The 19,550-nt window shown below is 45.6% G+C and carries 18 protein-coding genes; 7 read left to right on the top strand and 11 right to left on the bottom strand.

Annotated features, from left to right (window positions below; translation table 11 throughout):
• Positions 1 to 92: 92 nt before the first annotated feature.
• Together R8N46_RS00320 and R8N46_RS00315 are read right to left on the bottom strand one after the other, a co-directional pair.
• Entirely contained in the window at positions 93 to 2,639 is a 2,547-nt protein-coding gene (locus R8N46_RS00320; protein ID WP_054865887.1) for a glycosyl hydrolase family 18 protein, read from the bottom strand.
• Between the two features lie 369 nt (positions 2,640 to 3,008).
• Positions 3,009 to 3,512, bottom strand: a complete 504-nt coding sequence (locus tag R8N46_RS00315; protein WP_005374408.1) for a DUF2850 domain-containing protein — start codon at positions 3,510 to 3,512, stop codon at positions 3,009 to 3,011.
• A gap of 328 nt (positions 3,513 to 3,840) precedes the next feature.
• Here R8N46_RS00315 and R8N46_RS00310 point away from each other — a divergent pair, with 328 nt between their 5' ends.
• Together R8N46_RS00310 and R8N46_RS00305 are read left to right on the top strand one after the other, a co-directional pair.
• On the top strand, positions 3,841 to 4,125 hold the full coding sequence (locus R8N46_RS00310) for a pyrimidine/purine nucleoside phosphorylase (protein WP_005383244.1): 285 nt from the start codon (positions 3,841 to 3,843) through the stop codon (positions 4,123 to 4,125).
• Between the two features lie 132 nt (positions 4,126 to 4,257).
• Positions 4,258 to 4,539 (top strand): hypothetical protein, encoded by a 282-nt coding sequence (locus tag R8N46_RS00305; RefSeq protein ID WP_033907216.1) that lies wholly within the window; start codon positions 4,258 to 4,260, stop codon positions 4,537 to 4,539.
• A 3-nt stretch (positions 4,540 to 4,542) separates the two neighbouring features.
• Here R8N46_RS00305 and R8N46_RS00300 read toward each other — a convergent pair whose 3' ends face one another.
• The gene (locus R8N46_RS00300) at positions 4,543 to 5,691 is read right to left on the bottom strand and encodes a GGDEF domain-containing protein (RefSeq protein WP_033907215.1); all 1,149 of its coding nucleotides are present in this window, start codon (positions 5,689 to 5,691) and stop codon (positions 4,543 to 4,545) included.
• 507 nt (positions 5,692 to 6,198) lie between these two features.
• Here R8N46_RS00300 and R8N46_RS00295 point away from each other — a divergent pair.
• Positions 6,199 to 7,539, top strand: a complete 1,341-nt coding sequence (locus R8N46_RS00295; protein ID WP_115386895.1) for an MATE family efflux transporter — start codon at positions 6,199 to 6,201, stop codon at positions 7,537 to 7,539.
• Positions 7,540 to 7,636: 97 nt separating this feature from the next.
• Here the strand turns inward: R8N46_RS00295 and R8N46_RS00290 are convergent, their stop codons facing one another.
• From R8N46_RS00290 to R8N46_RS00280, 3 genes are all read right to left on the bottom strand, one after another.
• On the bottom strand, positions 7,637 to 9,316 hold the full coding sequence (locus tag R8N46_RS00290) for an RluA family pseudouridine synthase (RefSeq protein ID WP_318098233.1): 1,680 nt from the start codon (positions 9,314 to 9,316) through the stop codon (positions 7,637 to 7,639).
• A gap of 117 nt (positions 9,317 to 9,433) precedes the next feature.
• Positions 9,434 to 10,054 carry a DsbA family protein gene (locus R8N46_RS00285; RefSeq protein ID WP_115386897.1) on the bottom strand — a complete coding sequence of 207 codons (621 nt, stop codon included), beginning with the start codon at positions 10,052 to 10,054 and terminating at the stop codon, positions 9,434 to 9,436.
• Positions 10,048 to 10,914, bottom strand: coding sequence for an MBL fold metallo-hydrolase (locus R8N46_RS00280; protein WP_213867978.1), 867 nt, complete (start codon positions 10,912 to 10,914; stop codon positions 10,048 to 10,050). The genes R8N46_RS00285 and R8N46_RS00280 overlap by 7 nt, the downstream gene beginning before the upstream one ends.
• 126 nt (positions 10,915 to 11,040) lie before the next feature.
• Between R8N46_RS00280 and R8N46_RS00275 the strand changes: the two genes are divergently transcribed.
• Positions 11,041 to 11,928, top strand: coding sequence for a LysR family transcriptional regulator (locus R8N46_RS00275; RefSeq protein ID WP_213880274.1), 888 nt, complete (start codon positions 11,041 to 11,043; stop codon positions 11,926 to 11,928).
• 94 nt (positions 11,929 to 12,022) lie between these two features.
• Positions 12,023 to 12,826, top strand: a complete 804-nt coding sequence (locus R8N46_RS00270; protein ID WP_042522338.1) for a Cof-type HAD-IIB family hydrolase — start codon at positions 12,023 to 12,025, stop codon at positions 12,824 to 12,826.
• Positions 12,827 to 12,935: 109 nt separating this feature from the next.
• Here the strand turns inward: R8N46_RS00270 and R8N46_RS00265 are convergent, their stop codons facing one another.
• The 5 genes from R8N46_RS00265 to R8N46_RS00245 form a co-directional block, all read right to left on the bottom strand.
• Positions 12,936 to 13,325 (bottom strand): hypothetical protein, encoded by a 390-nt coding sequence (locus R8N46_RS00265; RefSeq protein ID WP_017633832.1) that lies wholly within the window; start codon positions 13,323 to 13,325, stop codon positions 12,936 to 12,938.
• 24 nt (positions 13,326 to 13,349) lie between these two features.
• Positions 13,350 to 14,447: a GGDEF domain-containing protein gene (locus R8N46_RS00260; RefSeq protein WP_005383270.1), complete on the bottom strand. Its 1,098-nt coding sequence runs from the start codon at positions 14,445 to 14,447 to the stop codon at positions 13,350 to 13,352.
• A 5-nt stretch (positions 14,448 to 14,452) separates the two neighbouring features.
• A complete protein-coding gene (locus tag R8N46_RS00255) occupies positions 14,453 to 14,908 on the bottom strand; it encodes a hypothetical protein (RefSeq protein ID WP_005374384.1) in 456 nt (151 codons plus the stop codon).
• Positions 14,909 to 15,352: 444 nt separating this feature from the next.
• Entirely contained in the window at positions 15,353 to 16,192 is an 840-nt protein-coding gene (gene fghA, locus R8N46_RS00250; protein ID WP_005374382.1) for an S-formylglutathione hydrolase, read from the bottom strand.
• 62 nt (positions 16,193 to 16,254) lie between these two features.
• Positions 16,255 to 17,403, bottom strand: coding sequence for an S-(hydroxymethyl)glutathione dehydrogenase/class III alcohol dehydrogenase (locus R8N46_RS00245; protein ID WP_047102498.1), 1,149 nt, complete (start codon positions 17,401 to 17,403; stop codon positions 16,255 to 16,257).
• Positions 17,404 to 17,696: 293 nt separating this feature from the next.
• On the opposite strand from R8N46_RS00245, the gene R8N46_RS00240 reads away from it, so the two are divergent.
• Positions 17,697 to 18,503 (top strand): arylamine N-acetyltransferase family protein, encoded by an 807-nt coding sequence (locus tag R8N46_RS00240; protein WP_213972075.1) that lies wholly within the window; start codon positions 17,697 to 17,699, stop codon positions 18,501 to 18,503.
• Between the two features lie 80 nt (positions 18,504 to 18,583).
• Positions 18,584 to 19,456, top strand: a complete 873-nt coding sequence (locus R8N46_RS00235; protein ID WP_017633836.1) for a LysR family transcriptional regulator — start codon at positions 18,584 to 18,586, stop codon at positions 19,454 to 19,456.
• Positions 19,457 to 19,550: the final 94 nt, after the last annotated feature.

The raw sequence follows: 19,550 nt of genomic DNA, 5'->3' as shown, positions 1-19,550 counted from the left end.
CTGGTGTTGCTCTCCTCGTTAAGAGGTTAAATCCAAAAAGGACAGCCGAAGCTGTCCTTTGTTTATTTAGCAGAAAGTCTGCAAGGCTGAAATTAGTTACAGTTAGCTACGCCAACTTCTTTCCAAACGCCCCATTCGCCAGATTGGCTAGGATCGTCACCCTGAGTCCACCATTTCGCTTCCCACGTTTTACCTGCGTGAGTCACTTGGTTACCACCTGTGTACACTGCGCTCGCATCCCATGCGTTGTCACAAGTACCAGGGTTCGGATCGGTTGTGTGCTGTGCAACAACCACTGTCGCGCTTGCCGATGAAGACGCTTTACCGTCGCTCACACTTACAGTGAAGCTTAAGCTTGTGTCTTGCGGGTATTCCGCAGCAGTGAACGTGACTTTGGAGCCTTCAACCGTTGCATTCAGACCTTGAGGTAGAGTCCAGTTGAATGTCAGGGTATCGTTGTCTGCATCGCTAGACGCAGATGCATCTACAACCACAACGTCACCAGCGTTTGCTGTTGCTGGAGCAACAACTTGCGCTATTGGTGCGCTGTTCACTGGGTCAACAACACCTGCTGGTTTCACTGTTACTACAACGAGGTCAGATGCCGTTGCACCTTCGTTATCAGACACCGTCAGCTTGAAAGTTAATTGCTCTTCAACAGTAACTTCTGCTGCATCAAAGCTTGCTTTCGCTGAGTTTGCACCTGTTAGTGCCACTGCTGTGCCAGATACTTGTTCCCAAGCGTAGCTTGCGATGGTGCCGTCAGAGTCTTTTGACAGGCTGCCATCTAGAACCACATTTGCAGGACCTGTTACCGATTGATCTGCGCCAGCGGCTGCGGTTGGCTTACGGTTTGGTTGAGGAACCACACCACCAGCCATACCTTCGTGCATCGCGTTTAGAATGTCACCGTTATCCGCGTCAATTTCCCAAGAGAATAGACCAGCAAGACCAAGAGACTTCGCGTAGCTACCTTTTGCTAGCACTGAACGGTGGTCATCAAATGTGATCAACTCGCCCGTAGTACGGTTCCATACCCATGGTGCTTCTGCTTGTGCATCGTAGCCGTACTCGAAGCCGTTAATACCAGTGTTGTTTGCACCTAGCATGAATGACTTAATGCCTTTGTAGTCAATTACGCCATCTTCCCAAACACCTTGCGCTGTGCTGCCCTTCAGTTTACCTGTAGCAGTACCTGTCATTGGGTCGTTTGGATCGGTTAGCGTATCTGGAGTTACGCCTTCCCAGCCACGACCGTACATTGCTGTACCAAGTACTAGCTTGTTCGCAGGAACGCCTTGAGCAAGAAGAAGTTGGATGCCGTTATCTGCTGTGTAAGCAGGACCTTTGTACGGTTCGCCGTTCTCATCAACGCCACTACCGTCACACTGACCAGGACGCATGAATGAACCACAGTAAAGCGCAGTCTGGTGACCAGGAACGTTGTTCCAGCCGCCGTAGAAGTCGTAAGTCATTGCGAAGATGTAATCCATGTACTGAACCGCATCTGCGTAGTCTACGTCTTCAATCTTGTCGTAACCGACACCGATAGCGGACGTTAGCTCGTAAGTACGGCCTGTCTCAGCTTCTAATTCATCAAGCATTACGCGCAGTTCACGCATCAGTGCGATGTATGCTGGGCCATCGTTTACAGGGTCGCCCTTATCGGCTGCTGCACCGCCGCCGCCAGGGAATTCCCAGTCGATATCAACACCATCGTAGAATTTCCAAGTTTTCAGGAACTTCTTAACTGATGCGACGAATGTGTCTCGGTTTTTCTTGTCCACGAAATCGAAGAATGGGTCAGACAGTGTCCAACCACCGATCGATGGGATGATTTTTAGATCAGGGTTACGTTGTTTCAATGCCATTAGCATTGCGTAGTTACCCTTGATAGGCGTGCTGTATTCATGACCAGCTTGTGGGAAGCTCTTCTGATAAGCAGCCCAAGGGTCATGGATAACGACTTCATAATCAGGCACACCTGTACAAGCAGTTTGTAGCGCGTTGAAACTGTTGCCGCCAACAGACTTCACAGACTCATTTGGGCCACAAATTGGGATAAAACCGTAAAGGATGTGAGTCAAGTTGTCGACCGGCATATTATCGACTGTGTAGTCACGGCCATAGATGCCCCATTCAACAAAATACGTACCCATCACGACGCTTGGATCGGTATTGTAGGTTTTGTTGTTTGGATCAACATTCATCGTTAGTGGCTTCAGGTGAGAACCATCGGTATCTGCAATTGTGATTTCAGCTGGTGCGCTTTTCGCACAACCTGTCGCATCACATGCTTCGATTTCCATTTGGTATAAGCCACCTTGGCCGTATTCAAACGAAGCTGTCGTTTGGCTACCAGTGATAGGGCCGCTTGCTACTTTTACACCATCAAAATAGACGTTGTAAGTGTCACCAGGTGTGCCACTCCACTGGTTAAATTTAACAGTAATCTTCGCTTGCTCATGGTATTTCACCATGTCGTAGTAGCCTGACGTGGTTTCCATCGCGAGTTCAATTTTAGAAAACTGAAGGTTGTTGGAACCGTACATATCGATACTTGGTGCGGTTGGAGCCGCAACTGCAGCGCCTGATAGCGCTAAAGCAACTCCAGCTGCACATAGGTTAAATCGAATCATAACTTCTCTCTCAATCCTTGGATTCATGTTCTACCTAGAACATAGGCTGCTCTTGCACCAGATAAGATGATTGGATTTACTCCACGTGCAAAAGCATCACACTCAGCATTTCAGAGAGTTTTTTTTCGTCAAAAAAAATTAAGACGGTTTTCGAGGCACTTGAGAGAACTTAACTAAAACTCGCACTCTGTTACACAGAAAGTGTCAGACTGAGTCAATAATTTATAAAATCTCAGCAGAAACTAAAATTATTGTTTACTCAGTAACGAGTTAGTTAAATGCGATGAAGGCCTTATTTTGTTGTTTATTAAGGTTTTGTTTCATTGATATAGAAAGAGAATTGAAAGGAAAAATAGCCGTGAAGACGTATTAGTCACGGCTGAAGTGTTCACTCAACGCGGCGCGACGTTTAGAGGCTGCACCGGTTTCTGAGCCCTGAACGGTATGCTCAAATCCTTTACGAATGAATCGCTGATCTGGAATAAGAGGCTCAATACGGCGTATTTGAGGTGAAAGATGAGAGCCCGAGATCTGATACGCTGTCTTTCCTAATCCGGTATTCAACGTGATGACCTTGCCATCGAATTCAAATTCCGTCGTAATAAGTCGATGGTTTCGGTATACCCCATCTTCAGTGAAAACGAGACGTTCTGTTTGGTAGGGTGGCGCGCCAATCTCAATCCATTCGCCGTACACCTTTTCCGGATCAATGTGGTCTTGATAGGAGAGGTGGATTTGATAGCCAAAAAACGTCAACAGACCCATCCCGAAGCAGACAAATGTACTCTTGAGGATTTTGGATTGGTGGCGAGCCAAAAATGAAAGTTTTGGTTCTTGTCGTGCTTTTCGCCTTCGGCGAGTCGAGTCCGTCATAGATCTAATTTTCTCCACTTTTTTAACATGGTGGAAACCTTCCTTTTTAAAAACAAACAATCCCGCCATTGAGACGACGAAACTATGATCTAATGTCCACTTTTACATTCAGATACACATCTTATTGATGGTTTTGTTGTTTGCTCACATTCATTACTTCGCAGGTTTTCTTGCTCGGTTTAGGTCGCCTGATTAATCCTCGCGAAAAAAGGTTCTCGCTCAGTAGCAAAGGATGTGCGTTATTACGTTGAGTTTAATGGCTTTCAAAGCTTGAGTAACGGAAAGAAACAAGGTAAAAAAGAGCGGACTTTTGATAAGGAAACCAATAATGAATATTAAGGAAAATAGCTATTTTGCTGGTAGTGTAAAATCACTAGGCTTTAACCAGAAAGATCAGGATGTTAGCGTTGGTGTGATGCTTCCTGGTGAGTACACGTTTGGTACTCAAGCACCAGAGCGTATGACGGTTGTAAAAGGTGCGCTTGTGGTCAAGCGTGTTGGCGAGAGCGATTGGACGACTTATCAAAGTGGTGAGTTTTTTGAAGTGGAAGGTAATTCTTCATTTGAGCTTCAAGTGAAAGAAGCGACTGCGTATTTATGTGAGTACTTCTAGCGTTCATTTGTTGCTCGTCATAAAACCACCTTCGGGTGGTTTTTTCGTCTATGTGCTTCACTTATAACGCATCTTTTTGGTTATTTGGGTATATACTTAATAAAAATGTACCCATCGACCAGGGAGGAAGTGATGGCAGTACAACGCAAGCATTCTGATCTCCCTCCTCGTTACGAGGATAAAGATCTCACCAATGAGCAAAGACAGCGCTTTACCGAAGTTGCCAACGCCGCTCATAAGAGACGTGAATTTTATCGACGTGCTCTAGGAAAGAGCTTAATGGGCAAAATGAAGGGCCGTGCGTTTAAAGATCACCCCACTCGTCAGCAAGGCAAGCCGAACAGAACGTTGCAAGTAGTGTGGTTAATCGTATTTCTCGTTGTGGGGCTTTGGGTGATGCATGTGTTCGCTTAGTCATTAGCAAGCTTCTGGTACCGCTGGTGCATCAGATGTTGACTGTTCTTCCGTATTGCAGTGCTCATAAAAGGCGTACTGGTTTTTACCAGTATGTTTAGCTGCGTACATTGCTTTATCTGCACATCGAGTCAATTCAGACAAATCCTTTGCATCTTGCTTATAGATAGCAGCACCTACACTCATTGTTAACTCGTTAATCATATCGTAGCTTCGGTAACCTGTCGGAAACAGATGCACGATCCGTTTTAGGATGCTGTCGAGGTCACCTTTACTTTTTACATCGTAAAGCATGATTACAAATTCATCGCCCGCAAATCGAGCGATGGAGTAGTCGTGTTTATCGGTTTTTCTGTCTTTGTTGCGAATGTTATTTTTTAATCGAGTTGCGAAGGCTTGAAGTACTTGGTCACCAATATCGTGCCCGTAGGTGTCGTTGATGTGCTTGAAGTTATCGATATCGAGAAAAACCAATGCGGTGATGCTGTCATCAGATGAGTGCTTGATTTCATCGAGCTTTGCGCGCGCCCAAGTCTCAAAGCTCCAGCGATTGGCAAGCCCAGTGAGCTGGTCAAAATATGCTAACTCCTCAATCCCCTCACGATACAGTGTTTGAATGTAATTGAGGACTTTCGTGTAGTAATACGAGAACGTGTGACACACAAACGCGGTCGCTATCAGGGTCAGCATCAATCTCCGCTCTATGATTTCTGTGGCTGTTGGCAGTCGATCTAAAAAAGCGACCCCAAAAAAGATCAGTAAAATGTAGGTGCCACTGAACAACAGACCGACCTTAAACTCATTAATTAACACCAGAGTGGCGACAATAGGATATAGCCATAACATTTTGCCTGACGGAGCGTCGTTATACAGAAGTAACAATAACCCTTCGAACATTAAGACAGCACTTAGCCATAAGTCGGCGTATTGATGGTGCCGCTGGACTTTTATTACATAACTGATTGCTAAGCATGCCAAGGCACACAAAGCATGGAAAAAGCTTAAACCCCAGTTATTCTCAAGTGATTGAGCAATGGAACCATAAGTTAAACAGGCAGCGGCGATACTGGAGCATAAAAAGACAATTTTCTTTTTTCTTGTTGAGCGGATGTCCGCCATTTCTTCTAAGCGCGCCCCAGCCAATGTCGACATTACGTATCCTTGCTTAATTAACGTGTACGCTTATTCTAGGCGGTATTTTCGCGATAAATAGAACAACAAAGTTTCCAAATGTGATATCAGTCATTTTTAGTGCAAAGCCATCAGTGTGATTTGGTGCGAGTGTTCAAAGAGGAATGGTGGCGCATGCAGGTTTTCATGAAGGTTCTTCATGGCTCTATATGGTTGGACTGATAATTCAAAGTAATGTATCTAGTTAGACATATTTCTATTGATTATCCTGATTCTGTTCGGTGCTCGTTGATTGAGAGTATTGTTCACCAATCTCTGCTCTACGTATCGTCAAGGCATATGTCGTTTCGAAAATGCATTAGAAATATTTTTCCGACACAGGGCGAAATATTGTTGTCGTTATGACCAATATGCGACTAGAATCCGCGCTAAATCACAACCTCATATCGAGCTTCGTTCGAGTCACTATTTTTAAACTACTTCACAAATATTGTGAGGCAGTTTTTAGTTGTAGGAAAGGTTACAAGCATGCCTAAAAGCCAAAACATCAACCAACGAATGTCCATCGTGGCATTAGCTTGGCCAATTCTTGTCGAAATTTTGCTACGGACGGCTTTAGGAACCAGTGACGTGTTCATGCTGAGTGGCTACTCAGACAAAGCCGTATCCGCTGTTGGTGTGATCACGCAGATTACCTTCTTTTTAATCATCGTTTCGACCTTTGTCAGCAGCGGAACGGGGATTTTGATTGCCCAATACAATGGCGCTGGACGCGAGCAAGAGTCAGTGAGCGTTGGTGTTGCGAGTATTGCGTTGTCTGTGCTCGTCGGTGTGCTATTGAGTGTGATTGCCGTGCTTGGTGCGATATATCTACTCCCGTATTACGGCTTGGAAGCGCAAGTTGAGCAGTACGCTCATGAATATCTGCTGATAAGTGGTGCGATGACGTTCAACGTTACGATAGGTATAGTCTTTACGACCATTCTGCGTAGCCATGGCTATTCACGCTCCCCAATGGTGGTGAACTTGATCTCGGGTGTGTTCAACATCATTGGTAACTATATTGCGCTTTACCAGCCATTCGGTTTACCTGTGTATGGTGTGCAAGGTGTAGCAATAGCAACCGTCGTCAGCCAAGTCATCGGTACGTTAATGTTATGGTTTATTCTCGCTCGCAGCAGCATTGAACTACCGATGTCGACCATGAAACAAGTGCCCGCAGAGATTTACAAAAAGATCTTAAAAATCGGCGGCATGAACGCGGGTGAGGTGCTGTCTTACAACGTGGCGCAAATCTGCATTGTATACTTTGTGGTGCAAATGGGGACGGCATCGTTGGCGGCTTTCACTTATGCGCAAAACATTGCCCGTTTCTCGTTTGCTTTCGCGCTGGCAATTGGTCAGGCTGCGCAAATTCAGACCGGTTACTACATCGGTAAAGGTTGGGTGAGTAGCATTTTAAAACGCGTACAAATCTACTTCTTAGTGGGATTTGTGGCATCAACGGCGGCAACCACACTGATTTACCTGTTTAGAGAAGAGATTCTACGCGTATTTACCGATCAACCGGAAATACTCGCATTGGCAGGTTCGTTAGTCATGGGCTCAATTTTGCTCGAGGCCGGACGTGTGTTTAACCTGATTTTTATCGCGGGGCTCAAAGGCGCGGGTGACATCAAGTTCCCAGTGCAAATGGGGATTTTGAGTATGTGGGGACTAGGCGTGCTTTTCTCTTACATCTTTGGCATCCACTTGGGTTATGGCGTTTTAGGGGCTTGGATGGCAATCGCACTCGATGAATGGGTACGTGGTATCATCATGGCAAGACGTTGGCGCTCTCAGGTGTGGACCAAGTTTAAGGTGAGCTAACGGTTTTCGGTATTGCGCATCACGCCTATTCTGTTGTTAGAAACCAAAAAAGGCACTGTTAGTCAGTGCCTTTTTGTTATTTAAAATCGGGAAGACGTTAGAATTCGCACTCAGCTTTGAACACCATGCGCTCTTTGCTGTATGGATGATCCAGCTCTAGCATCTCAGCATGCAGGTGTAAGCGGTTGGCTTTTTCGCCGTATAAACCATCACCAACCATCGGCATGTTTAACCCCATGTGATGAGCACTGTGTACACGTAGTTGGTGAGTACGCCCGGTTTTCGGATACATGTATACCTTGCTGCGCCCATCTTTGACTTCAATCAGTTGCCAGTAGGTTTCTGCATGTTTCCCGTGTTCAAAACACACCAGTTGACGTGGGCGGTCGTCAGGGTCACCACGCATTGGCAGTGAGATTTCCCCTTCAGGCTCGTTTAATACGCCTTCGAGCATTGCCATATAACGTTTTTTTACGCCGCGAGCCATAAACTGTTTTTGCAGACTTTTGTTCGCGCGCTTGGTTAAGGCAAACACCAAAATGCCAGAGGTCGCCATGTCGAGGCGATGAATCACAAACGGCCCTTCCACATCAGGGTACATCGCTTGTAGGCGCGTATAAGCAGAGTCCTTGATAGTTTTACCAGGCACTGAAAGTAAGCCCGAGGGCTTGTTGACGACGACCATAGCGTCGTCTTGGTAGATTATCTCCAGCTCTTTGTCTTCTGCCCAATTCTCCGCTAATGGGTTGGGTTCGACGTTCAGCCCTTGCATCATATGGCCTAAAATCGGCTGACATTTGCTGTTGCACGATGGGTAGAATTTTTTGTGTTGGCGAACTTCAGACTTTGGCGACACACCCCACCAAAATTCTGCCAGCGCCAGCGGTTTGAATTCGTGTTTAAACGCGTATTGAAGCAGTTTTGGCGCAGCACATTCCCCCGCACCTGCTGGTGGGACTGGGTTTGAGGTGTCCGCAAAAATGTCCACCAAGTCGCGTGCTTCGCCATGGTTGTTTAGAAAGCGGTATTGTTTATGCAGTTTGTGCTGCAAAGCGTTGGAGAGTGTCTTGCGCTGCTCTTTCAGATGAGCAAGTTGCTGCTCTAACTCGGCCAATCGCGCTTCTTTGATTGCAAGCTTTTCATCCCACGCTTGCTTTAAGTATTTGAGAACGTTTTTCTCGGCGACACTTTGTTTACCCAACTCATCCAACAAGATTTTGAGGTCATCGGCATTGAGCGTTTGCTCGCCCTGTTGGCGCTGTCGCTTGCGTGCTGCTCGGCCATCAATCATCACTTGGCGTTGTGTTTGCTCCTCTTGCTGATAAGCGGCTCGGTCGGCTTGTATTTGCGCTTTAAGATCCGCTAATTCCGGATTCGCGGCACAGGTTTTGTACTCCGCATTGGCGGCGTTGATGGCATCCGTTTCTGCGCGGAAGAAGCCTTCATCGGTCAGCATGTCATACACAGGAGGGACAAACCCTGGAATCAAGTTTTGGTCAGCAATTTTGCCAGAAAACGCACTTAAAAATCCGAGTTCGCCTTGAGGGTTTTCTACCAGCAATACGCCAAACATTTTGCCTCGCCCCGTTTCTTCATTAACCAAACCAAAATCGTGTTCGAAGTCGGTTTGCGCTAATAAGTGCTGTTGCAATTGCTTTGCGGCCATAACGCAAAGAGGATGCGGCGTGTAGTAGAACGGAAACGTAAACTGCGTTGGCAATTCATAGCCAGAAATATCAGCAGTAAAACGAGTAAAACAATGTTCAGGCGAGCGCATGGTGGGTATCCGCGAGAGTAAAAAATCGAGCGAGGATTGTACCTGTTTGAGTCAGGATTGCCATGTCGGTGTTGGCACTCGCTCTTGGATTAAGAACAAGAGCGAGTGGGGAAGAGCTTATCGCAGTTTTTGTAATGCAAGCTTCCACTGTGCCGGTTTGTCGTAGTAGGCCGAGTGCGGCAAGGTCAAGTACTCGCCATTTACTTCTGCAATCAGGGTTGGATAACCACCAACGTGTAACTGTCGCATCAATTGTCGGCTAGAGCGAATTCTCTCATCTAGTTCGGCTTCGCTTAACGCCATGTTTTGCTCCCACGCATCACTTGCTAAACCTAGCGATTCTGCAATGGCTTTGAGCGTCGATGCTTCATTCACTTTTAACCCGAGCTGATAATGCGCAGATTGGATGGTCTTTAGCATGTGCCATGGATTCAGCCCCATTTTCTCCGCACTCAAGATCGCTTGTGTGGGTAGATAAGAATCAAGAACAAACGCATCTTCGCTTTTCACGCGTTGTAGATATGCTTCACCAAACGTTGCTCCGGTTTCGGTTGCGATACGAGCGTCACTGTTGATGATGTGCTGACGAAATTCAGGCTCAATTGCGCGCTTCTCAATCATGCCGCCGGGATGAAGCTCCACCTTAAATTGAGAGGTGTCCATCAAGGCTTCGATGAGTGGTGATGCCCCGTAGCACCAACCACACATGGGATCGAAGAAGTAATGCACGGTTACCATGACATTTCACCAGTATGCACTTTCGCACCGATTTCTAGCGCGATTGGCAATTGAGCTTCTGGGTATTTCGCTGACATGGTGTCAATGAGTTGAGCGCTGTTATTGCTGTGTTTTTTCGCTTGCTGAAAATCCTGCAAGTATTGTTGCGAGTAGCGAATGGTGTCTGCGTTCAGCTTTGTGCCTGCTTTCATGTGACCAGGAATGACCACTTGAGGTTTAAGCGCAAGCATCTCGCTAAGTTGCTGCTCCCAAGCATTGATGGCGGTTTGGTCTGCGGCATCTGCCATCCACAAATGTACGTTTGAGTACACGGCTACGTTACCTAGAATCGCTTTGTTATCTGGAATCCATAGGTAAGGGCGGTGTGCTGATGTGCCATGGTTACCACGGATTTCAATCTTATGACCTTCTAGCTCTAATGATGCTTTATCGTACGCGACAGGGATCACTGGTTTTACCGGTGCGTTTGCACCAAGCTTTGGTCCCCAGTACGCCAGCTTTCCAGCCAACTTCTCTTTAATAATTTTTTGAACCGCAGGCGTTGTGATGATCTGCGCATCAGGGAACTGTTGGTGTAAGGCCTCTGCGCCAAAGTAGTAATCTGGGTCCGCTTGGCTGATAAAAATGGTTTTAAGTGTTTTGCCTGAGTCCAGCACTTTAGCGGCAATGCGCATCGCGTCAGCTTTGGTGAATCCAGTGTCGATAACCATGGCGTCAGTCTCACCGTATACCAAGGTTGAGTTAACGTGGAAGCTGTTACCGTCGGCGTTGTAAACCTCAAAAGTAAGGGGAGAGTGGTTTGCCGCTAGAACAGGGCTTGCCATTAAAATGGATGCAGTAATCAAAGTGAATTTTTTCATAATAAGCTCCTAAAGAATTTGGGGCCAAGCGACGATGGCTTGGGAACGGGAGCTATATTAGGAAATTGATACGCTCGGAAAAATACACAATAATGTGCATCACTATTTCTTATTTCGAGCAAATGTATGGATAGAGTAACGGCAGCAAGAGTATTTGTAGATGTGGTGTATTCTGGCAGTTTTACCGCGACCGCAGAGCGGTTAGACATGTCTCGGCCAATGGTAACTCGTTATGTAGAGGCGATGGAGAACTGGCTGCAAACTCGTTTGTTACACCGCACCACGCGCAAGGTGTCCCTCACCACCGCAGGGGAGCGCAGCTTGCCTCAGATTGAGCGCTGGTTAAAACAGGCCGATACATTAACGTCGAACATTGCCGTTGATGGTGAGCTGTCCGGAAAAATCCGTCTTGCGTCTAGTACTTCATTTGGATTCTCACAGTTGATCCCCGTAGTAAACAGTTTTATGCAAAAGCACCCCAAAGTGTATATCGACATAGATCTGCAAGATTCAGTGAGTGATCTAACCGAACAACGCATCGATCTGGCGATCCGAATTGCGTCAGATCCCGATCCTTCTTTGATTGGTAAGCCGATTGCGGTGTGCGAATCGGTGTTGGTAGCATCACCGCAATATTTACAAACTCACCACGCGATCGCGCATCCGCGAGATTTATCTTCACACGACTGTTTGGGATACAAAAACTTTGAGCGTCACGTGTGGCATTTGTCTCAGGGCGACCAGTTCGAATCGGTGGGAATTGAGTGTCGCCTAACCAGCAATGAGGCCACGGCGTTATTGCATGGCGCTTTACAAGGCATGGGTATTTCGATGTTGCCAACTTATTTGAGCAATATCTATCTCAAATCGGGTCAGCTTGAGTCGGTGTTGCCGGATTGGAAGCCAAATGATCTCAACATTTACGCGCTGTATTCATCACGTAAACACTTGTCTCCTGCGGTGAGAGCTTTCATCGATCACAGTGAAGATTACTTTAAACAGCACCCTTGGTGAATGCGAAAAGCGTCGTCATCCCGACTTGAGATTCATACAAGATCCTGTACCTTACATGGATATATTTTCGCAGCATCATTTAGAGTTTTCGTTAATGTCACAAGTTTGCATCAAATTTATTGCTTCCGATATGGATGGCACATTGCTTGACCAGTACGGTCGTTTGGATCCAGAGTTTTTCGATCTGTTTTTGCAACTGGAAGAGCAAGGCATTTTGTTCTCCGCTGCGTCTGGTCGTCAGTATTACAGCCTACGAGACACGTTCGCGCCAATCAAAGACAGACTGTTGTATGTGGCTGAAAACGGCACCTTGGTGATGTACCAAGACAAAGAGCTCTACAGTTGTACCATTCCTAAAGCGGAAGTGTTGGAGATTGTGAAAGCGGCTCGTGAGATTGACGGGGCGAACATCGTATTGTGTGGCAAGCGCTCGGCGTACATCGAAACGCATGATCAGCAATCGCTGGAAGAATTTCAAAAGTACTACCACCGCTGTGAATATGTGCCGGATTTGCTTGAGGTCGAAGACGAGTTTATTAAGGTAGCAATTTGTCACTTTGACGGTTCGGAAGAGCTCCTGTTTCCGACCATGAACGCGAAGTTTGGCGCAACGCATAAAGTCGTGGTGAGTGCAAAAATCTGGCTGGATGTGATGAATGCCGAGGCCTCTAAAGGTGCGGCCATTCAGCATCTTCAAGAGACGATGAATTTTACTCCGGCAGAAACCATGACGTTTGGTGATTACCTCAATGACCTCGAAATGCTGCAAGTCAGTGAGCATTCGTACGCGGTTGCCAACGCGCACGAAGAGATTAAGAAAATTGCTCGTTATTCTGCGCCAAGCAACCAAGAGGCTGGGGTACTCAAAGTGATTAAAGAGAAAGTGTTAGCGAAGTAACGCTCATTTATTCGATGTTATTTTCTTCTTCACGTAAAAAGCCCCGCAGTGTATGCGGGGCTTCGTTTTTTTTGTGTGTGTGGTGGGAGGGGGTAGTAATGTTCCCGTTTTAGCGTACGTACTTGGCGGTTGCGCTGACTAAAAAGTGTTGCAATTTCCCGTCTGATTTTGGCACCCACAAGTCGTTATGATAATGGTAAATACGGCCATTGATGGTCACAGACAAGGTATTATCACCCGTTTGCTCCATGCGAATAAACTGATCCGAAGTGACCAAAAACGGCTCTTGCTCTTCAATGCTCTGGCCCGTTGCCAATACGAAGTAGCCGAATCGGTTGCCAGCATCCGGATCGGTTGAGTAGATTCGATGTCCAACGAGGCTGTAGTCGTCGTTGAGTGCCTGCTCAAGCGTTTTTTGCCCGATGGTTTCGTGCGATGGAATAAATACCCAAGCCAACACACCTGCCGCAATGACTGCCAGTAGAAGCAGTACTTGCATGAACTTTCTCATCATATATACCGTTTAACGTTGAAATTTCATTTTGTACATGCGCTTATCCGCTATGCTGATAAGAAAGTCAACATTGTCACTGTCTTTAGGGTATTGCGCTAAGCCCATGCTTGTTGAAAGTGTTGAGACTTTATCGGAGTTTAATATTTGTGCATCAAAGACGGTATTTATCTGCTCACGTACGTTCTCTTCATTGAGATGTTCACCTTCAAGGATAACCGCGAACTCATCTCCTCCCATGCGATAAACAGTAAAATCATTGAGTGCCATAGAATTAAGCCGCCTAGCGATTTCCCGCAGTACAGTGTCGCCAACTTGGTGTCCGTGTGTGTCGTTGACTTCTTTAAAACCATTTAAATCTAGAATCCAGAGAGAAAAGGGCCTTTTTTCTTGAGTAAATTTGTTTAGGGTTATGAATAGTGCATTGCGGTTCCCTAGGTTCGTCAAAGGGTCGCTGAGCGCCAATTTTCTATGAAAATGGGATTCACGATAAAAGAAATAAGTTAGAGAGATAATCGACAAAACGAACGTCGCAAACAACATATATTGTGCTTGCATTAAGCGCTGGGTTTGACCTTTTTGTGCTTCATAAGCTTTACTGCTTAGGCGGAAGTTTTGATTAACGAAGTCTATTAAGCCTAAATATAGTGTTTGAGTTGAACGATAAAATGCAGCAGCAGCTTGGCTGTCACCTGTTCTAGCTTCTACTAGTTGTTTTTCTAGCTCTTTGAACTCTTCAAAAAGATTAATGAAGTAAAGGTGCATGTTGTTCCGAGAAAAGAACTTATTGGCTTTCGTGCTACTGGTCAATAAGTCAAAGCGACTCCACGCTAACTCGTATTGAAGCTCTGCACCATCAATATTCAATACGTTTTCATCTAACCGTCTGGCCTCGCCGACAAGTTCTGATAGTTCTTTGGAGAGTTGGAATAAAAACCAAGTCGCTTGTTTTTGTTCGTTATTAAAATTTTGTGAGAGTGAACGTGTTTGCTGTAAAAGCACGACATTCGCGAGAAGCAAAGAAACGGCAAACACCACCAGCAGCATTTTGCTGGTGGTAGAATATTGCAATATTCTTTGTTTCTTAGAATAGGGTTCTGATAACTTCATTCTTATTATTTTTCTTTTATTTCATTTACTTGCCATACCATTTGCGCATGATATTTATTGTAGTTTAGCTCTGGATAGAGATTGAGTGGATATATCACCCAGAAAGGGCCTTTATTCCTGACTTTTATGTAATTCTGATCTTGTTGATAAGCCAGTATTGGTTGATATCGAAGAATATCTTGTCGGGACAATGTCGAGTGATAGTCGTTTAAGCTGCTGATATCAACCTGCTCTGGTACCTTTCCATAGACGTGTGTAAGAAGCGTGCTGAGTTTAACGCCTAAAAACTCTGACGAGGCAGGAAGCCAAGGCAATGTCATCGTGTAGCTAGTGGTAGGTAAAGCTTGGATCTCTTCCAGTTCCAGTATGACACTAGGCTGCTGGCTACTACTAAATACGATCGTATTTGCAGACAAGAATGGCGCAACAAAAAACAGACCTAGCGCGACTATCTTTTTCATCATATGCCCTTTTGAGTTTTATTCTTTTTTCTTAGCTAGGACAAAGGTGCTAGCGGTAATTTATTTATAATTATAGAGCCAACCGGATGAGATTTTATAATACGTTATGTTTCAAAAATAACTGTCGGTTTACGTCACGTCAAGGTTATTAAGTTGCTTCTTAATTAAAAGCTCAGAGTATTGGGATGATGGTAGAGTTTCGTAATGATTTCGCGGTATTTAATTGGTTTTTAGTGCAACTTTGTGTCATTTTTAATAAAGATACTGTGTCGGAAATGAGAATTTAATAAGGCGAGAAATGGATGTCGAATTTGTTCTTAAGTTACATTATTTTACATATTTAAATCATCGATATTCAGATATGTATTTGTTAGTACGTAAAGAAAATAAAGTCACCTAGTTTTGGTGACTTTATTTTTTATTTCATGAGCTTACTTAAATTAACTATGCAAACAAATATTTTGCATGGAAGTTGAGGTGCTCTTCAATAAAGCTTGAGATGAAGTAATAGCTATGGTCATAGCCTGGTTGCATTCTCAAGGTTAGGTTTGAATCGTGTATTTTTGCCGCAGCAATCAGCGCTTCCGGTCTAAGCTGCTCATTTAAGAAGCCATCAGCATCACCTTGATCAACCAAAATTGGTAATGGTGATTGTTGTTGTTTTAGAAGTTCACTTGCATCGTATTGCTTCCAGCTTTCAAGCTCCTTGCCTAAGTAAGCAGTAAAGGCTTTTTGTCCCCAAGGGCATTGCATTGGGTTACTGATTGGACTGAACGCTGAAATAGAACGGTACTGTTCTGAATTTTTCAGACCAATGGTGAGCGCTCCGTGGCCGCCCATACTGTGACCGGAAATTGACTTCACGTCAGAGACTGGGAAGTTACTTTCGATGATCGCAGGCAACTCCTCAGTCACATAGTCGTACATACAGTAATGCAGTGACCAAGGTGCTTGCGTCGCATTAAGGTAAAAGCCAGCTCCTTTTCCTAGGTCATAGCTTTCGTCGTCAGCGATACCTTCGCCTCTCGGACTTGTGTCTGGTGCAATGATCGCAATGCCAAGCTCGGCCGCCATACGAAATGCGCCCGCTTTCTGCATAAAGTTCTCATCGGTACACGTTAAACCAGAGAGCCAGTATAGCGCGGGTACGGGATTTGATTTCGTTGCGTTAGGTGGCAAGAATATCGCGAAGCGCATGGTGCAGTTTAGGGCATTGGATTCGTGTGTATATTGCTTGTGCCAACCGCCAAACACTTTGGCTTGGCTTACATTTTCAATGGTCATGAATAAACTCTCTAATTAGCAGAAGGAATTCAGGCTCCCCAAAAGGAGAGCCTGAGGCAGCATTATTGATCCATATGGATAACTGTTCGGATGCTCTTACCTTCATGCATCAGATCAAACGCTTTGTTGACGTTGGCTAATCCCATTGTGTGGGTAATGAACTCCTGTAAGCCGAATTCACCAGCCATGTAACGGTTTACGATTTCTGGAAGCTCAGAGCGACCTTTAACGCCACCGAAAGCGCTGCCACGCCATACACGACCAGTTACCAGTTGGAATGGACGAGTTGAGATCTCTTGACCTGCACCAGCAACACCAATGATGACTGACTCACCCCAACCTTTGTGACAGCACTCAAGTGCTTGGCGCATCACGTTTACGTTACCGATACATTCGAATGAGTAGTCAACACCACCGTCTGTCATTTCAACAATCACTTCTTGAATTGGCTTGTCGAATTTTTGTGGGTTGATGCAATCAGTTGCACCAAGTTGTTTCGCTAGGTCGAATTTGCTTTCGTTGATGTCTACACCGATGATGCGGCTGGCACCAGCCATGCGAGCACCGATGATTGCAGAAAGACCGATACCGCCGAGACCAAAGATTGCCACTGTGTCGCCTTTTTCAACTTTAGCTGTGTTTAATACCGCACCCATACCAGTGGTTACGCCACAACCTAGAAGACAAACTTCTTCAAGTGGTGCTTCTTTGTTTACTTTCGCTAGTGAGATTTCTGGAAGAACCGTGTACTCAGAGAAAGTAGAACAACCCATGTAGTGGAAGATAGTTTCGCCGTTGATAGAGAATCGGCTTGTGCCATCTGGCATTAGGCCTTTACCTTGCGTTTCACGAACGGCCTGACATAGGTTCGTTTTGCCAGATTTACAGAACTTACACTCACCACATTCAGCAGTGTAAAGTGGGATAACGTGGTCGCCAACTTCAACGCTTGTTACGCCTTCGCCAACCATTTCAACGATACCGCCACCTTCGTGACCAAGGATTGAAGGGAAGATACCTTCTGGATCGTCACCTGATAGTGTGAATGCGTCAGTGTGACAAACACCAGTTGCTACGATGCGTACTAGCACTTCGCCGGCTTTTGGAAGTTGTACATCCACTTCTTCCATTTTAAGCGGCTCACCTGCAGCCCAAGCGACCATTGCTTTTGATTTTATGTGAGTTTGACCAGGTTTGATTTCAAGCGACATTGGATGTTTCCTTTATATTTTCAGTATATGGAGTGACGTAATAAGCGTAGTTAAGGTTTGCTTACCGCGCTTCGTCGTTTTGTTGGTGCTCATTTTAGGTGTTTCAGTAAAAATGATAATCCGTCCATTTTGAAAATGATTTTTACATATGCGTAATAATGATAAGGTGAGCGTGTAAAAAGAGTGCGATGCCTCCTTAAAGCGGAAGGGAAATGGAAAAGGTGATTGACCTGAAGTTAGATAGAGGGGCTAAAGTAGAAAACTGTCAAACCATCAGCTAAGTAAGAGTGATTATGAATAAGACGGATCTGAGTGCCTATTTAACCAAGCTAGGCTTGCCTAGTGAATTGCCCGCCGATTTGGAGTCATTGCACAGAATTCACGTGGCGCAGCATCGTTGCCTGCCGTTTGAGAATTTTGACATCGCATTGCAGCGAGGCGTCTCTGTTGAGATTGAAGATATTACTCAAAAAACCGTGTACCACTCTCGCGGTGGTTACTGCTTTGAATTAAATGGTTTAATGCTTGATGTGCTCAACACTCTTGGGTTTGAAGCGCGAAGTTTGCTAGGGCGTGTACATGTGTCTGGTACACCAACAGGTCGTAGTCATCAAATCACGTTAGTGACGTTCGAGGAACAAACATGGATTATTGATGTGGGCTTTGGCTCCAATACCCCTCGAGCGCCATTGCCGTTTATCCTTGACCAAGTGATTCAGACGGATTTACAAACCTTCCGTTTTGTCAAAGATGCTCAGTTTGGTTATTTCCTCCAAGTGCTTTCAACCGATGGAACGGACACGTGGAACAATCTATACAGCTTTGACCTAGAGTTTGTGTTTGCTGGTGACATTGCATGTAGCAACTTCTTTACCTCGACTTCGCCTAATTCGCGTTTTACTAGCGCAAGAGTCGCTGCTAGAGCGACAGAAAGTGGGTTGGTGACGCTGCTTAACTACACACTCAGATGCACCAATCATGAAGAGCTAACAGAAATAGAGCTAGAGCCAGGTCAAACCTACCTGGATGCGTTGAAAGAATATTTTGGCATTGAGCTTGATGCGCAATACGACGAACTTCGTCCGTTACCTGACGCGTAAAGTTTTCCCGTTTTCAAAGCGTAGCGCGACGAGAACAATGTAATCACTATTTGTCTAGAAGAGGTCGACAGGAATACAGCATGGCGAATTGGGAAGGAGTCAGCGAGTTTGTTGCCGTAGCGGAAACTAACAGCTTTACAGCTGCCGCGGCTAAACTGAAAACGTCAGTGGCACAAATCAGTCGCCGCGTATCGGCACTTGAAGAGCGTCTTGCGGTTAAGTTACTGCATCGCACGACGCGAAAAGTTTCTCTGTCTGAAGCTGGACAGCTTTATTATCAGCAGTGCAAACATTTGGTCGAAGGGCTAGAACTAGCTGAGCTTGCTGTAACGCAAATGCAGACCGAACCGCGAGGTTTGCTGCGTGTGACGGCGCCTGTGACCTATGGGGAAATGAACCTCGCACCGCTCTTGCATCAGTTTTTGGAGAAATACCCGCGTGTGGACCTCGATTTAGTTCTGACCAATCAAAAACTGGATTTGATAGAGCAAGGGGTAGACGTGGCGATTCGTCTTGGCCGCCTGCAAGATTCCAGCATGATCGCAAAGCGTCTTTCGTCGCGTCAAAATTACGTGTGTGCTAGCCCTATGTATTTGGAGCGATTTGGCGAGCCTCACACATTATCCGAACTGGCTCGACATCAGTGCCTAGTTGGTTCGGTCGATTATTGGCATTTTAAGGAAAATAAACGCGATAAGTCTTTGCGCGTATCGGGGAGGATTAAATGCAATAGTGGTTTTGCGCTAATGGGCGCCGCCAAACGTGGTTTGGGTTTAGTGCAGTTGCCGGACTATTACGTTCAAGAAGCCCTAGATAACGGTGAGCTAGTCGAGGTGCTGACCGATTACCGAGACGACCGTGAAGGCATTTGGGCACTGTATCCACAAAGCCGAAATTTATCGCCCAAAGTGAGGTTGTTGATCGACTTTTTAGCGCAGGAACTAGCGGATTAGAGTTTTCATGAACTTTAATACAACTGAAGTTGCTAAAACGCCCAGTGATGCCGGGCGTTTTTATTAGGATGAGAGCTGGAATCGAAAAGACATG

The sequence above is a fragment of the Vibrio sp. 1874 genome, assembly GCF_033344395.1.
Taxonomy (GTDB): domain Bacteria; phylum Pseudomonadota; class Gammaproteobacteria; order Enterobacterales; family Vibrionaceae; genus Vibrio; species Vibrio alginolyticus.
The sequence above is the reverse complement of the archived record's forward strand: the minus strand, read 5'-3'. Positions and strand labels throughout refer to the sequence as shown.